The sequence below is a fragment of the Candidatus Binataceae bacterium genome (assembly GCA_035508495.1).
Taxonomy (GTDB): Bacteria; Desulfobacterota; Binatia; order Binatales; family Binataceae; genus JASHPB01.
The window spans coordinates 1-12,837 of record DATJMX010000011.1; the positions used below are offsets into that span (position 1 = coordinate 1).

Consider the following 12,837-nt stretch of genomic DNA (forward strand, 5'->3'; position numbering starts at 1 on the left):
GCAACCGTCCTTCGCTAGCAGCCGATGGAAAGCCTGGAGCTTCTCGAAGAGTGGAGAAGGGCGGGCCAGCTCGCCTTGCTCTGCCCCTGTGGCAAACATGTCCAGCTGAAACGGCTGGGCTGCTGCCGTGCCTGTTACGACCGGCGCCAACATTCCCTGCGCTTTTTCGGCGGCCGGCGCGAGCGCGTCGTCAGGCGCGATCGCTTCTGCTGCCAAGGATGTGGCGTCAGATCCCGCCTGGTGGTTCATCATCGGAGCAAAGATAACGAGGATGAAGCACTGATCACCCTGTGCATCCGCTGCCACATACGCGTGCATCGGTGGCGCTGCCTTCATCACTGGGTGCCTGGAGTAGTGATGAAACTATGGAGCGAACTCCACGCCGACGCGCCGGTTCAATTGCAATTCCAAATTAAGCCCCATTACTCGCATTGCGAATGATCGCTCAACGATGACTAAGGGCAGCAGCCGCTCACGGCCGGAAGTATCACGATAAATACGATCGCAGGACGGGCATTGGACCTCGCGAAACGAGACTATTAATCGAGCGTTTTGGTTCTTGCGGAAACAGACGGCAGGCGAGCCATACAAGATGGAACCGTTATCTTTTAGCTGCTAAGACTTCGAGCAAGTAGGACGGCGGAGTCAGCAAAATGCGCTGCGGGCGATGCGGGGCTGACAATCCAGATGGCAAGCGCTTCTGTGGCGATTGCGGCGCTGCATTCGCGCTATGTTGTCCGCAATGTGGTGCTGAGAATCCATACGACAAGAAGTTTTGCGGGGACTGCGGCGCATCGCTTATACAACAACCTGTTGCCGCAGAGGGAGCCGAAGCATCCGCGTTAGTCGAAGCCACGCAGTCAATCGGTGAGCGGCGGCATCTGACGGTACTGTTCTGCGATTTGGTCGATTCAACCGCGCTGGCCTCGCAACTGGATCCTGAGGATTGGCGTTCCGCCGTGGGCGCTTACCATCGCACCGCCGCCGAGGCGATCACCCGGTTCGGTGGCCATGTCGCTAAGTATCTGGGCGACGGCGTGATGGCTTTCTTCGGTTACCCCGAAGCCCACGACAACGACGCCGAACGCGCCGCGAGGTCGGGACTCGCACTTCTCGACGCGCTCGCCGTGCTCAATGAATCTTCAGCTCATCCGCGACTCGCCGCCCGCATCGGTATCGACTCCGGCCCGGTGGTGGTCGGAGCCGGAGCTGGACCAGGCGCCGACGTCTTTGGTGACGTGCCCAATGTCGCCGCTCGCGTGCAGTCCGCCGCCGAATCCGATTCCGTCTTCGTCACGGCTGCAACCCATCGTCTGATTTCCGGCCTCTTCATCACCGAGGATCGCGGCACCCAAACGCTCAAGGGTATCGCCGAACCACTGCCGCTCTACCGTATTGTCCGTCCGAGCGGCGCCCGCGGACGCCTCGAAGCTGCCGCTGCAGCCCGCGGTCTGACGCCGTTCGTTGGCCGCGACGATGAACTCCGGCTCCTGACCAGCCGCTGGGAACGCGCTCGCGAGGGCGAGGGTCAAGTCGCCCTGATCATTGGCGAGGCCGGCATCGGCAAGTCGCGCCTACTCCATCGCTTCCGCGAGACCCTTAGCGGCGCACCGCACAGCTGGATCGACGCGGCCGCCGGCGCCTTCTTCCAGCACACGCCCTTTTATCCGGTGACTGAGATATTGCGCCAGTTGGTGTGGGTGCAGAGCTTCAATCGCCTCGACGATTATCTTCGCGACCCCACCATCACCAGCAAGCGCGACAGCGAACCTACTCCCACGCCAGTAAGTACGGTTCCGGATGAGGCGATCGCGCAGTTACTTACCGGCCTGACGCAGGCGGGAATCAGCCCCGCTGTTGCTATTCCGCTGTTGGCCCCGCTCCTCAACCTAGCGTTGCCGTCTGAGTACGCACCATCGTCGCTGCCGCCCGATCAGCAGCGCCGCCGCCTGCTCGCGACGCTCGTTGCCTGGATTCTCGCCACCGCCCGCACGCAGCCGCTGATCATCGCGATTGAAGATTTGCACTGGGCCGATCCCTCGACCCTCGAGCTGATTCAGTTGCTCGTCGAGCAGGGCAACACCGTGCCTCTGTTTTTGTTATTCACCGCGCGGCCCGAGTTTCGTTCCCCGTGGCCGCTGCGGTCGCATCACGCCCAAATCAACTTGAACCGTCTCAACGTCCGCGACGTCCGCACCATCGTTGCGCAGATTGCCGCGCAAAAGGCCCTCGCCGACGAAACTGTGTCAGCGGTCGTTGACCGCACCGGCGGCGTCCCGCTGTTTGTTGAGGAACTCACGCGTGCGCTGCTTGAACGCGCCGACGCCCGTCCTACTGGCCGCGAGATTCCCGCCACCCTGCATGACTCGCTGATTGCGCGCCTCGATCGGCTCGGCCCCGCCCGCGAAACTCTTCAGCTTGGCGCTGTACTCGGCAGCGACTTTTCCTACGAGCTGTTATATGCGATCCACCCCACGCACGATCACGATGAATTGCAACGCCACCTGCGTCTTCTCACCGATGCCGAACTGCTCTACGTGCGTGGACTGGCGCCCGACGCGACCTATCAGTTCAAACACGCGTTGATTCGCGACGCCGCTTACGAAGCCTTGCTCAAAAGCCGCCGCAAGGAACTGCATCGATTAGTCGCGCAGACTATCGATACTCAGTTTTCAACTCTCAAAGAGAATCAACCCGAAGTCCTCGCCCAGCACTGGACCGAAGCCGGCCAAATTGAACCCGCGATCGCAGCATGGATTCGAGCCAGCCAGGCAGCGAAATCTCGCAACGCTTTCAACGAAGCACTGCGTCATTATGAAGCGGCAATTGAGTTAACTGGAGAGTTGCCGGAAGCCGCCGAGCACGACTCACAGAAGCTAGGACTCTTAGCGGCAATGACGCAACTGTTGGTAAATGCAAAAGGGCTCAGTGCTCCTGAAACTCGCGAGGCCATGGAGCAAGCATGTACTCTGGCCGAGAAGGTCGGGAATCTGCCTCAACTCATTTTACACCTCTTCTGGATCTGGCTCTCAGTGATGGCCGCGGGCACTCCCCAGAGCGCCGCTCCAATCGCGGACGAAATATTGGTTCTTGCCGAGCGCGACGCCACTCCCGCTAGTCTTGGACTTGCTCGCTTGGCTCAGGCCCGCGTGCACCTCTACACTGGAGACCTCCTCGGGGCGGAGGAATATTTCGCCAGCTATTCCATTCACCTTACGGGAGACGAGTTAAAGCCACTTTATGGAGGGTTTGCGGGTGCATGGGCGCTTGCTGGCTTTGGTGCCTGGCTCTTGGGTCATGTCGATTCTGCCCGCAGCCGAGTTGCCAGGGCGATCGACCTTGGAAGCAAGAGCGATGATCCATATCCTCTCGCGCTCGCACTATATGTGGAGAGCCGGTTCTTCGGGTATCTAAAAGAATTTGGACGTGCCGAGGCTGCGGCTGCGCGAGCAGCAGCCTTGTCCAAAGAGCATGGTTTTGGCCAAGTGCTGCAATATGCCCGCCTGGAAATGGGCTGGGCGCGTGCGCAACTAGGGTTTGCGAGCGAAGGGGTGTCTACGATCAATCAAAGTCTGGCTGGCTTGGACGAGATCGGAGTACGCACAGGCCTCGCCGATTTCCTCACGCAGTTGGCCGAAGCACAGGCACTCGATGGCAAGGTCGATATTGCGTTAAGCACGATCGAGAAAGCACTTGTAACGAACCCCGAGGAAGTCGTTTTCCGTCCCAACGCTCTGAATTGTCGCGGCGAAATCCAGCTCAAGCTCAACCATCTCGACTTGGCCGAATCCGACTTCCGCGGCGCGATCACTCTCGCCAAATCGATGAGCGCGAAATCATTGGAACTATCCGCAACTATATCGCTGGCACGACTCCTTCGCGACACCATCCGCCGCGACGAAGCCTATTCGATGCTCTCCGCTATCTACAATTGGTTCACCGAAGGCTTCGACACCACTGACTTGAAGGAAGCCAAGGCTCTCCTCGACGAGTTGAGCGCGTGACAATGAGTTGCTCGAAGTGCGGGGCTGACAACCGGGAGGGCCGCAAGTTCTGCGCGAAATGCGCCGCTCCACTTGCGCGTTTGTGTTCGCAATGTGGTGCTTCAAACGAACCCGGAGCGGACTTCTGTGGCGAATGCGCCTCTCCGCTTGCGCAGCCTACGGCCGCTTCGCAAAAGAAATCGAACAACGGTCCGATACGGATAACCGACACGACCGCCAGCGAAAACCTTGAGGGGGAGCGGAAGACGGTGACGGCGCTGTTCGCGGACATCAAAGGATCGACCGAGTTGATGGAGGATCTCGACCCCGAAGAGGCGCGCGCGATTATCGATCCAGTATTGAAGCTGATGATCGACGCAGTCCAGCGTTATGACGGATACGTCGTGCAATCGACCGGCGACGGAATCTTCGCGCTGTTCGGTGCGCCGGTTGCCCATGAGGACCATCCGCAGCGGGCCTTGTTCGCGGCGCTGCGCATGCAGGAGGAACTCAAGCGCTATTCTGATCGGATACGGCAGGATGGCTGGCTGCCGCTGCAGGCGCGGGTCGGGGCGAATACCGGCGAAGTGGTGGTGCGCTCGATCCAGACGGGCGCGTTACAGACCGAGTACACGCCGATCGGCCATACGGCGAATCTCGCATCACGGATGCAGGCCTTGGCGCCAATCGGCTCGATCGCGGTGACGGAGGCGACTCGCGGGTTGTGCGAAGGCTACTTCATTCTGAAGTCACTTGGTCCGACGCGAGTGAAGGGTCTGAGCGAACCGGTCAATGTCTATGAAGTGATGGGATTGGGACCGTTGCGGACGCGCTTACAACGAGCGGCCGGGCGTGGGCTGACAAGATTCGTCGGCCGTGAGCACGAGATGGAAACGCTCAAGCGCGCGCTGGAACAGACGCGGGCGGGGCGCGGACAGATCGTGGCGGTGATGGCGGAGCCGGGAATTGGCAAGTCGCGACTGTTCTACGAGTTTAAAGCGACCTCCCAATTCGGCTGGATGGTCCTGGAGACTTTTTCGATTTCGCACGGCAAAGCGAGCGCTTACCTGCCAGTGATCGATTTGCTCCGCAATTATTTCGACATTTCGACCCTTGATGACGAGCGCAAGCGGCGTGAGAAGGTCGCCGGCAAGATCGCGATGCTCGATCGAAGTCTGGAAGAAACGCTGCCCTATCTGTTCAGCCTACTTGGCATCGTTGAAGGTCTCGATCCGCTCGCGCAGATGGACGGGCCGATCAAGAAGCGCCGCACGCTGGAGGCGATCAAACGCATCGTGTTGCGCGAGAGCCTCAATCAGCCGCTGATGGTGATCTTCGAAGACCTCCACTGGATCGACGAAGCTACCCAGGAGTTTCTCAACCTCCTCGCCGACTCGTTAGGTACTGCAAAGATCTTACTGTTGGTGAATTACCGCCCCGAATACTCACATCAATGGAATCGCAAGACCTACTATACGCAGTTGCGGCTTGACCCGCTCGGCATTGAGAGCGCCGACGAAATGCTCACGGCGCTGCTAGGTGCCGGTTCCGACTTGCTGCCTCTTAAACGTTTAATCATCGAACGGACCGGCGCCAACCCGTTTTTCATAGAGGAGATCGTGCAGTCACTCTTCGAAGACGGCGTACTGCAGCGCAACGGTTCGGTGACGCTCGCGAAGCCAGTGAATGCGGCAAAAGTCCCCACCACGGTGCAGGCCGTGCTGGCCGCGCGTGTCGACCGCCTACCCTCCGATGAAAAGGAGTTGCTGAAGACCCTGGCAGTGCTTGGACGGGAATTTCCGATCGCCCTGGTGCGACAGGTCACGCTCAAGCCTACAGACGACCTGCACCGGATGCTTGGTCAGTTGCAGATGGCTGAGTTCATATACGAGCAGCCCGCGGCGGGCGATACGGAATACATCTTCAAGCATGCCCTGACGCAGGAGGTCGCATATAACGCGCTTTTGGTCGAGCGCCGCAAACTCCTGCATGATCGCGCCGGTCTCGCGCTGGAGTCTATCTTGGCCGATCAGTTGGATGACCATCTGGACGAACTCGCGCATCATTACAGCCGCAGCGACAACCTCGAAAAGGCGGTCGAATACCTCGGGCGGGCGGGCCAGCAGGCGTTCCAACGCTCGGCTTATACCGAGGCGATAGATCGCCTCACGGAGGCGATCGATCTGCTTCATAAGTTGCCCGATAGCCCGCAACGAGTTCAGCGTGAATTGGTCCTTCAATTGGCAGCGGGGCCAGCCTTAGTTGTTACAAAAGGAGGATGGGCTGGACTCGAAGTGGAGCGTGCCTATAACCGTGCGCGGGAACTGTGCGAGCGGTTGGGCGATCCTCCCGAGGTTTTTCCCGCCCTGCTGGGGTTGTGGGCCGTGCACGCTCTGCGAGAAGAGTTATCGCAAGCCTTTGTGATCGCCGATCAGCTTTTGCGGCTAGCGCAGGTCACGGCCGATCGAGCGTTATTGATGTATGCACAATACGCACGGGGATTTACTTCGTTCTGGATGGGAGAGTTCCTTCCCGCCCGGAAACATTTCGAAACAGCGATCGCCGGCTATGAGCCGCAGCTACATCGACAGCTAGCCTTCCTATATGGGTTTGATGTGGGAGTGCATAGCCTGTCCTACTTAGCCCTCACTCTGACCGAACTCGGATACCTCGATCAGGCTCTCGCGTGCAGCAACGAGGCCTTCGCGATAGCTCATAGGACGTCAAATCCGGTCGGTCTCGCATTTGCCGCCGGTGCTATCGGTAGTGTGCGGCAATATCGGAGGGAAACACTCGCAGTCGTAGAGAATGCGGAGATGGTGATCGCACTCAGTACCAGGCACGGGCTAACCGAAGTTCTGCCTTTGGTGATTGCCCAGCGCGGCTGGGCGCTGGCCCAGCAGGGACGCTGCAATGAGGGGGTTAGCCAGATACACGAGGTTCTCGTGGGTCTCCGCACAACCGGAGCTTCTCCCCTGGTGCTGACATACGTTCTCAATTTATTCGTGGATGCTTGCACGCGGATTGAGTCTCTCGATGAAAGACAACGCACCTTAAGGGAAGCGACGGCCGCCGCAGAGACACTTGAAGGACGCTCTCTTGAGGCTGAAACGCTTCGACTAAAAGGCGAGTTGTTGCTTTTGCAGAACGGCTCCAACACGGCGGAAGCGCAAAGTTACTTTGAGCGAGCAATAGCGGTCGCACGCAGGCAGAGTGCGAAGATATTGCAATTGCGGGCCACAATGAGACTCGCCTGTCTGCTGGACAAGCAGGGCCGTCGCGACGAAGCGCACACGATGCTTGCGGAAATCTACAATTGGTTTACTGAGGGCTTCGATACCGCCGATCTCAAGGATGCTAAGGAGCTCCTCGCTCAACTGGCTGGATAGTCCGCCCTCTCCTTCGATCCGCTCATTTTATAGCACATAAGCTCCTTTACGTGCGGAGCGTGCCGAGAAGTGGGAAAGAGCAGGGTGATGGGGAAGCTCTAGAAACATTCACTAGCGATCATTGTCTCAGCACGTAGCCTCGATATAGTCAGCGCGGGATCAAGTCGGTTGAAGCGATTATGCTCTGTATCAATTTCTAGAGTCTTGCTTTAATGAGTACAAGTGTCTGTACCTAAGGGAGTAATGACGGGACGGAAGCTTCTACACTGCAATGTGGCTAGCCGCTGCGCCCCGACGCTAGTTATACGAGTCCACCACCGCTCGAACTCGCTCGGGTAATTTCAGAGGAACCACTGATGACGTTCGATGAGGTTTTGGCGCAGGTGCTGGAGCTGCTCCAGCGCGAGAAGCGCATTTCCTATCGCGCTCTGAAGCGTCGGTTCTTACTTGACGACGAATATCTAGAAGACCTAAAGAGCGAGTTAATTGACGCAAAGCAACTGGCGATCGACGAAAACGGTACAGTGCTGGTCTGGAACGGTTCGCAACCATCGCCGCCAGAGCCGAAGGCCGCTGCAGCGTCAACCCCCTCCACCCTGCCGAGCGGCTCCAATGATGGTGAGCGACGACAACTGACGGTGATGTTCTGTGACCTGGTAGGCTCTACGGCGCTCTCCGAACAATTTGATCCCGAAGAACTTCGCGATTTGGTTCGAGCGTACCAGCAGAATTGTATCGCTGTGATCAGCCGTTTCGAGGGTTACATCGCAAAATATCTCGGCGACGGAGTGCTGGCTTATTTTGGCTATCCGCACGCCCATGAAGACGATGCGCAGCGGGCAGTGCACGCCGGCCTCGGGATCGTCGCCGCGATGCGTTCCTTCAATTTGCAACGGGGTGAGACTTCGCTCGCCTCGCTCCGTGTGCGCGTCGCCATCCACACAGGGCTTGTCGTGGTCGGCGAGATGGGCGGCGGTGATTTTCGCGAGCAGTCGGCGATAGTGGGCGATACTCCTAACGCCGCAGCCCGGCTCCAGGAAATCGCGGATCCTGACTCGGTCGTGATCAGCGCCGCCACTTATCAGTTGATCCGTGGCCTGTTCGACTGCGAGTCTCTCGGAGCGCGTTCTCTGAAGGGTTTCACCAATCCCGTCCAAGCTTATCGAGTATTACGGGAGAGCGAGGCCCATAATCGCTTCGATGTGGCGATCCAGACTGGCCTGGCGCCGATGGTCGGGAGAGACAGCGAGTGCGCAATCCTGAAGGAGCGTTGGGAACGCGCCCCGAATCACGAGGGACAGATTGTTCTTGTAAGCGGTGAACCGGGTGTTGGAAAGTCGCGCCTGTTGCAGGCCTTTAAGGAGGAAGTCGCGAAGGAGCCTGACCGCTGCTGGCTCGAATGTCACTGTTCTCCCTACCATCAGAACAGTGCGCTATATCCAGTTATCGATTTGTTACAGCGCCTGTTGAGATTCGAGCCTCTCGATGGGCCAGTGCAAAAATTGGCCAAACTAGTCGAGGGCTTAGAGCAATATGGCCTGCCACCAGCGGAAAATGTGTCGTTGATCGCGCCCCTCTTGACGCTGCCAGTACCTGAAACGTATCCGCGACTCACGTTGACGCTCGAGGCACAAAAGGAAAAGACCTATTTTGCCGTCCAGTCCTGGCTGTTGACCATCGCAGAACGCACCGGGCTGGCCCTGGTATTCGAGGATCTCCACTGGGCAGATCCTTCCACCCTCGAATTGCTGGGTCATCTCATTGAACAGGTCCCGACGGCCCGTCTGCTATTGGTTCTAACGTGCCGTCCTGAGTTCTCGCCGCCTTGGTCTAGCCGATCACATTTCGCGAGCATAACCCTCAACCGGCTGCCGCGTTCACAGACCGAGAGAATGGTGCAAAACGTTACAGGTGGGAAGCTGCTGCCGGGCCAGGTGCTCGAACAGATCATCGCCAAGACGGATGGCGTCCCGTTATTCGTCGAAGAGCTAACCAGGATGGTGGTGGAATCGGGTCTTCTTCGCGAACGGGATGGTCATTACGATTTAAGCGGGCCGCTCCCGCCCCTGGCGATCCCGTCCACACTGCAAGACTCGCTAACCGCAAGACTGGATCGCCTGGGGGACGCGCGAGAGGTGGCGCAGCTCGCAGCCACCATCGGGCGTGATTTCCCGTATGAGCTACTGCGATTAATTGGGTCCAAGGATGAGGCGAGCTTGCAAAGAGCGCTGGGGAGGCTAGTGGAAGCAGAGGTGCTCTACCGGCGCGGGGTGATGCCACAGGCACAGTTTCTGTTCAAGCATGCCCTGATCCGCGACGCCGCATACGAATCGTTACTAAAAAGTAAGCGCCAGCAGGTTCATTCACGCATTGCCCAAGCGCTCAAGGAAGAATTTGCTGACTTGGCTAAGGTGCAGCCAGAATTGGTCGCACACCACTATACCCAGGCTGGATTGTCAGAAGCGGCTGTACCTTACTGGCAGAAGGCAGGAGAGCTAGCTCTCGAGCGCTGTGCCTTCCAAGAATCAATCAACCAGTTTATACGAGCATTGAGTTTACTGCCGCCTCAAACCGACGGCCTCATCACGGATACCCAGGAACAGGAAAATGGAGAGCTGCGATGCACGCTCCTGCTCGCCGTAGGAGAGGCGCAAAGAAGAGGTGGACAACCGGTGAAAGCCCAGGAGACGTTACTGCTTGTAACGACGGCGGCACGAACCCTAGCATCCGCGGATATCATTGCGCGGGCCGCATTTCAGTTTTCTCTGGTGGGTTTACAGTTCGGCCTAGTTGCCCCACCAAGCACAATACGTTGGTTCGAGGACACGCTGGCGAAACTTGGATCCCAAGATAGTCCTCTCAAAGCCGCTATGCTCGGTGCTTTGGCGAACGTGTTGCCATCCGTAGGCGCGAACCAGCGGGCTCTGGAATACGGCCAGCAGGCTGCGGCTATGGCACGAAGGTTAGGGGAAGAGCAGCTATTACCGATGATTCTCGATGGAGTCTGTTTCGCGCTGCAATCGCCTCTGGATGCCCGGCGGCGGCTTGCCTACGCAAATGAAATGGTTGAGTCATCCAGTATAACTGATCCCAAGGCTGGCATCGGAGGCCTTTTGGACCGTCAGGTTGCCATGGGCTTCGCGCTTTGGTGGCGTCTGTATTCGGCGCTGCAATTGGCTAATATTGAGGCGGCCAGAGAAGATCTAGGCCGCTACAACCGCTGGGTGGAGGATAGGCGCGAACCATTCCTGATGTGTCTGGTCAACCATTTCCATGCCTGCGAAGCGTCGCTTGAGGGCCGGTTCGCCGATTTTGAGCGTTTCGCCCAGGAAGCGCTCGCCATAGGACAAGCGCTCGAAGTTGAAAACGCGGCAGGTATTTTTGGAACGCAGATGTTTACGTTGCGCCGAGAACAGGGCCGCTTGCGTGAAGTGGAACCGCTATTGCGCTATTTCATTCGGACACCCGAAGGAGCGCACGCCTGGCGTCCAGGACTTGCGCTTATTTATGCGGAACTGGGACGCACTGAGGAAGCGGCCGCAGAATTCGATCAGCTCGCGCAGCGTGATTTCTCTGACCTACCCCAGGACGGCAATTGGCTTATAGCGATGACATACCTCGCAGATGTCTGCGTATTTCTGGGCGACAAATCGAGCGCGCTGACGCTCTATGAAATGATGCGCCCATATCAACAGGTCAATATTTTGATCAGTGTCGGCTCGGCTTGTCTTGGGTCAGCATCGCGATTTCTTGGTGCCCTGGCTACTCTCATGGGGCGCTGGGATGAGGCCGAGCAGCACTTCGACGATGCTTTGACCATGAACCAGCGGATGGCTGCGCGGCCGTGGCTTGCGCATACGCAATATCAATTTGCCAGGATGCTTCTCTCACGCGATCAGCCGGGAGATAGCGCGAAGGCTGGAGCTCTGATCGAGGACGCACTAGCTACCGCGCGTGAACTCGGGATGGTGGCCCTTGAGCAACGTATCACCAATGGTGCACCCTAAGATCCACCCCACCAGTTCTCAGGCTGGCTTTATCGTCGAGCACCACGAATTCAGCGGAGCACGGACCATTTGGTCACTGGCAAATCAGCGGGTATTTCACCGACCTCAATAATCGCGTCAGCCGGGATATTAAGTCGTCGCGCCGCTTCGCGAATCGCCTCCGGGTTCTCAGCCTCGTATAGACAATAGGTTTTACGCTTGTCGGCACTAAGAAATGAGAAAAGCCAATTGATACCCACCTCGCCATTGACCTGCTTGATTGCGGCACTTATCTCCGGAGTAGGCTGAATTTGTTCTGCAAAATTCCGTTCGATCATGTAAAGTGGCGGCATATATTTTTCTCCCCGGTAACGCAGTTAACGTAGCCCGATTAGCGACCAATGGCGCCTCCTTAGGCATATGTTAAGCTGCGGCGCTTCGCAATCGACGCCGGCCTTTCCTACAATATCCGCGTTTCACGACAATTGACATTCGGCCCTCGCTCGATTGGGAGGGTACCCTACCCACCCAAGCTCAATCGAGCTGCTTCCCGTGTTTAGAAAAACATAAATGTAGTTTAAGTGCGGAGGTGGTCGAGAGGGTAGAGAGCATACAGAAAGTACTAGAAATCTTCCGCTCGTTGACGAAAGCTACGACAATTCGCTGGCTTTTTCGGAGACCCGCCGAATTCTCTGGCGCAGGAAACATAGAAATCGATGTCACCGTTGACAACGCCGTTCGGCCGGCGCGCTGGCAGAGCAAATCGTATGATCGGACACCGAGATTGCTATGGTAAAAGGCGTTAGGTTTGGTGTCGTTTATTTGCGTTAACCACGATCGCTAGAACATCAGCTTCGGCATTATTGATACTTGAATAATATAGTGACATAAGCTAGTCTAGGTGGATGGGATTTCCACGAGGGATGCGGCGGGATCGGGTGGCCTTGGAACGGCGGCGATTGCAGGCGGCACGGCTGCTGGAGCAGGGCTTAGCCGAGGCCGAAGTGGCGCGGCGGCTGGGCGTGCATCGCCAGTCGGTGAACCGCTGGGCCAAGGCGTTAAAGGTAGAAGGCCGCGCCGGTTTGCACCGGGCACAGCGGGCGGGCCGGCCGCCCAAGCTGAACGAAGCCGATATGGTGCAGCTGGAACAGTGTCTCAAGCAAGGCCCCGAGCAATTCGGCTATCTGAGTGGGCTATGGACGCTGGCGCGGGTGGGCAAGCTGATCGAGCAGCAACATGGCGTGCGGTACGACGCCTCGCAGGTGTGGCGCATCCTGCGCAAGCTCAACTGGAGCTGCCAGCGGCCAACGGGGCGGGCGCGTGAGCGCGACGAGCAAGCTATCCAGCGGTGGAAGAAGGTGCGCTGGCCCCAGCTCAAAAAAAAGCGCTCCGCGAGGACCGCACGATCCTCTTCATCGACGAAAGCGGACTGAGCGAGCGGCCCCATCGGGTGCGCACCTGGGCGCCGCGCGGGCAAAC

The 12,837-nt window shown here is 58.2% G+C and carries 6 protein-coding genes; 4 read left to right on the top strand and 2 right to left on the bottom strand.

Annotated elements, in window-relative coordinates; translation table 11 throughout:
* On the bottom strand, positions 1-336 hold a 336-nt coding region (locus tag VMA09_03455), incomplete at its 3' end, for a hypothetical protein (protein ID HUA32635.1).
* 317 nt (positions 337-653) lie between these two features.
* On the opposite strand from VMA09_03455, the gene VMA09_03460 reads away from it, so the two are divergent.
* The 3 genes from VMA09_03460 (at position 654) to VMA09_03470 (ending at position 11,379) form a co-directional block, all read left to right on the top strand.
* Positions 654-4,004, top strand: a complete 3,351-nt coding sequence (locus VMA09_03460; protein HUA32636.1) for an AAA family ATPase — start codon at positions 654-656, stop codon at positions 4,002-4,004.
* Positions 4,005-4,252: 248 nt separating this feature from the next.
* Positions 4,253-7,372, top strand: a complete 3,120-nt coding sequence (locus tag VMA09_03465; protein HUA32637.1) for an adenylate/guanylate cyclase domain-containing protein — start codon at positions 4,253-4,255, stop codon at positions 7,370-7,372.
* 356 nt (positions 7,373-7,728) lie between these two features.
* Positions 7,729-11,379, top strand: a complete 3,651-nt coding sequence (locus VMA09_03470; protein ID HUA32638.1) for an adenylate/guanylate cyclase domain-containing protein — start codon at positions 7,729-7,731, stop codon at positions 11,377-11,379.
* Positions 11,380-11,429: 50 nt separating this feature from the next.
* Here the strand turns inward: VMA09_03470 and VMA09_03475 are convergent, their stop codons facing one another.
* Complete coding sequence (locus VMA09_03475; GenBank protein HUA32639.1) at positions 11,430-11,711, bottom strand: DUF4242 domain-containing protein; 282 nt, start codon at positions 11,709-11,711, stop codon at positions 11,430-11,432.
* 591 nt (positions 11,712-12,302) lie between these two features.
* Between VMA09_03475 and VMA09_03480 the strand changes: the two genes are divergently transcribed.
* Positions 12,303-12,791: an IS630 family transposase gene (locus VMA09_03480; GenBank protein HUA32640.1), complete on the top strand. Its 489-nt coding sequence runs from the start codon at positions 12,303-12,305 to the stop codon at positions 12,789-12,791.
* Positions 12,792-12,837: the final 46 nt, after the last annotated feature.

Excerpts from the sequence above, each read along its gene's own strand:
- VMA09_03475 (HUA32639.1), bottom strand. The coding sequence starts at position 11,711 with ATGCCGCCACTTTACATGATCGAACGGAATTTTGCAGAACAAATTCAG.
- VMA09_03470 (HUA32638.1), top strand. The coding sequence starts at position 7,729 with ATGACGTTCGATGAGGTTTTGGCGCAGGTGCTGGAGCTGCTCCAGCGC.
- VMA09_03460 (HUA32636.1), top strand. The coding sequence starts at position 654 with ATGCGCTGCGGGCGATGCGGGGCTGACAATCCAGATGGCAAGCGCTTC.